This window comes from Emticicia sp., from assembly GCF_049241225.1.
In the GTDB taxonomy this organism is placed as follows: Bacteria; Bacteroidota; Bacteroidia; order Cytophagales; family Spirosomataceae; genus Emticicia.
In genome coordinates, this window is record NZ_JBMLRC010000329.1 from 1812 (window position 1) to 5288 (window position 3477).

The window sequence follows — 3477 nt, forward strand, 5'->3', positions numbered from 1 at the left end:
TATTTATCACGGGCAATTTTCAAAGCCGCTTTTTTATCTTTTGCTACGATACAAGTGCCATCTGGCATATAAAACGCAGGAATACGATGCCCCCACCAAAGTTGGCGACTGATACACCAATCTCTTACGTTTGCCATCCAATGGTTATACGTATTCTTGAATTTCGGTGGAATCAACTGAATCGTATCATTCATTACGTTTTCCAAAGCAGGCTCCGAAACACGCTTCATTTTCAAGAACCACTGCAACGAAATCTTCGGTTCGATAATCGCACCTGTACGCTCAGACGTTCCAACGGTCGATTTATAGTCTTCTTCTTTTACTAAATTGCCCGATTCGGCCAATAATTTAGCAATTTTCTTACGAGCCACAAATCTGTCTTCCCCTACCAAAATCAAGGCTTTTTCGTTTAATTTGCCTTCGTCGGTCAAAATATCAATGATTTCTAAACCGTGTTTTTGTCCGAGAGCGTAGTCGTTTTGGTCGTGAGCAGGTGTTACTTTCAAACAACCCGTTCCGAATTCCATCGTTACGTATTCATCAGCAATAATCGAAATTTCACGATTGATTAACGGAATTCTTACTTTTTTACCAATCAAATCTTGGAAACGCTCATCGGCAGGGTTTACACAAATCGCAGCATCAGCCATAATGGTTTCTGGGCGAGTCGTGGCAATCGTTACACTTCCCTCCGCTCCATCGTATCTGATATAATACAATTTCTGCTGAACATCTTTCATGATAACCTCTTCGTCCGAAACCGTTGTTTTGGCTTGCGGGTCCCAGTTTACCATGCGGTGTCCACGATAAATGTCTCCTTTGTTATATAAATCAACAAAAACATCGATTACGGCATCATACAGACTTGGCTCCATCGTGAAGCGAGTTCTGTCCCAATCGCACGACGCACCGAGTTTACGGAGTTGTTGCAAGATAATGCCACCGTATTTTTCGGTCCATTCCCAGCAATATTTCAAGAATTCTTCACGAGTAAGGTCAGCTTTATTGATTCCTTGCTCTTTCAGCATCGCCACAACCTTGGCTTCGGTAGCGATAGAAGCGTGGTCAGTTCCTGGCACCCAACAAGCCTCTTTACCTTCCATACGTGCTTTGCGAGTCAATACATCTTGAATTGTATTGTTGAGCATGTGACCCATGTGCAAGACACCCGTGACGTTTGGCGGAGGAATCACGATAGTATAAGGCTCTTTATCGGGATTTGGTTTCGACTTAAAGTATTGATTATCAATCCAATACTTATACCATTTGTCTTCTATCTCTTTCGGATTGTACGTTTTGCTGATTTCTGCCATTATTCTTTGAGTCAACAGTCGATAGACGACGGACGACGGTTATTTGTTAATAATAGTGCAAAAATAGGGAATTCTGAGGAAAATATTGGTAGAAGAATGAATAATTACCTCATCCCCAGCCCTTCTCCTCGAAGGAGAAGGGAGTTTGTAACCCTCTCCTTTGAGGAGAGGGAAGGGTGAGGTAATTTCAATTCGCATTGAAAATCTTTCCTGAACCCGAAATTCGCTGGCTGATGCGTGGATTTCCTCTAAACCATACACTTCCGCTTCCCGAAATAGTTACACCAAGTTTGCTCAGTGCGGTGGTTTCGCAACGTCCAGAACCACTAATCACGATGTCAGAATTATCGGCGTGCATATCAAACGATTCAATTTTTCCACTTCCCGAAACATCATAAATACCATTATAGGTGTCTCCTTCCATGAAAATTAGTCCCGAACCACTCAAATCGGCAACTAAATCGTTTTTTACGTCTAAGGCTACATCAATCAAGCCGCTGCCCGACAAACGCACATTCATGTTTTTAGCATAAATTTTGTTATCGCTGATTACTCGGCCACTTCCCGAAACAAAAATAGCGTTGATGTCAGGTACTTGAACATAGATTTTCACATTATGGCTGCTACGAAGGCGGCCGTTATCATCTAAAATCAAGGTATTTCCGCTTACTCGGCTATAAACCAAATCAATGATATTGCTTTCGGCAGTAATTTCAATGTCTTTCGTATTTCCTTGACGAACAATCACTTCGGCAGGAAAATACAATTCGATTTTATTGAAATAGGCCATTCGACGGTACTCGGTTTCGATGATACCACTTCCTTCGATGATGTTGTAGGTATTACAAGATGACAACCCAAATACTCCCAAAAGGATTGTGAAGATTACGATAATTGAACGTTTCATGGTGATGATTCTATTTTAGCTTTTTATAAAAATTGTTGTCTTTGATGATAAGATGCTATAAGTTTGTAAGGAGTTGCTTGTTGATTTGTTAATGAGTCGTTAACGAAGTCCACAGTCCACCGACGAGAGTCGATAGTTTTTTCAATTATACATTTTCCATTAAACATTATCCATTAAATGAAGACACTTTGGGGTGTAGATTTAGGCGGCACGAAAATCGAAGGCGTGGTGATGAATGCCGAAAACAATGAAATTTTAGTAAGAAAAAGAATTCCGACCGAAGCCAGCAAAGGCTACGAACATATCATTAGTCAAGTCGTAAGATTGATTGATTCAATCAAAGAAGAAATAAACATCGCTCCAACTGCTATTGGTTTTAGTACGCCAGGAACGACCGACCCAACTACGCAGACCATGAAAAACTGCAATACGACAGCGATGAATGGGCAACCCATGAAAGCCGACCTTGCAAAAGCACTCGGTGTGCCAGTTGAGTTGGCCAATGATGCCAATTGTTTTGCATTGGCCGAAGCCACTATGGGAATTGTGAAGGAGGTTTTACCCGATGCAAAAGTTGTTTTTGGCGTAATTCTCGGCACGGGCGTTGGTGGTGGAGTTATTGTAAATGGTCAAGTAATTAACGGTAGGCACGGCATTGGTGGAGAATGGGGACATAATTTCTTTGAAGATGATGGTGTATTGTGCTATTGCGGAAAAACTGGCTGCAACGAAAATGTATTTTCTGGCCCAGCTTTGCAGCAATATTATAAGAAATTGAGCGGAAATGACCTAACAATGAAGGAAATCTACGAACTTCATCAAGCAGGAACTGACCCGCATGCTACGGCTACACTCAATCATTTAATAAAGTCTTTCGGACGTGCCATTTCTTCAATCGTCAATGTGCTTGACCCCGATGCTATTGTAATTGGTGGCGGTGTGGGAAATATTGATATGATTTATGAGGCTTTTCCCGAAGAACTCAAAAACTGGATTTTCAATAACCGCAAAGTAGAAACGCTTTTCTTAAAACCAAAACTCGGCGATAGTGCAGGTGTTTTTGGTGCGATTGAGTTGGTTAGGGGGTATTGAGAGGAAAGTTTTTTACGATAAAAGATTTTTAAATTCGTATCATAAAACAAAAAAGACAATGACTGTCGAATTAGAGATAAAAGAAAAAAATATTTTGAAAGAAGTCTTAGCATTTGCATCTTCATAGAAAATAAACAGTCGAGTTTTTGAAGATGATAAGTATGA

3 protein-coding genes are annotated in these 3477 nt (G+C 40.7%); 1 reads left to right on the plus strand and 2 read right to left on the minus strand.

Going from position 1 to position 3477, the window contains the following annotated elements:
• Together ACOVO2_RS17580 and ACOVO2_RS17585 are read right to left on the minus strand one after the other, a co-directional pair.
• Positions 1–1313, minus strand: a 1313-nt coding sequence (locus ACOVO2_RS17580) for a class I tRNA ligase family protein (RefSeq protein ID WP_421771237.1), incomplete at its 3' end; no start/stop codon positions are given.
• Positions 1314–1500: 187 nt separating this feature from the next.
• Positions 1501–2220: a head GIN domain-containing protein gene (locus tag ACOVO2_RS17585; RefSeq protein ID WP_421771238.1), complete on the minus strand. Its 720-nt coding sequence runs from the start codon at positions 2218–2220 to the stop codon at positions 1501–1503.
• A 177-nt stretch (positions 2221–2397) separates the two neighbouring features.
• Between ACOVO2_RS17585 and ACOVO2_RS17590 the strand changes: the two genes are divergently transcribed.
• Complete coding sequence (locus tag ACOVO2_RS17590) at positions 2398–3312, plus strand: ROK family protein (protein WP_421771239.1); 915 nt, start codon at positions 2398–2400, stop codon at positions 3310–3312.
• Positions 3313–3477 lie beyond the last annotated feature (165 nt).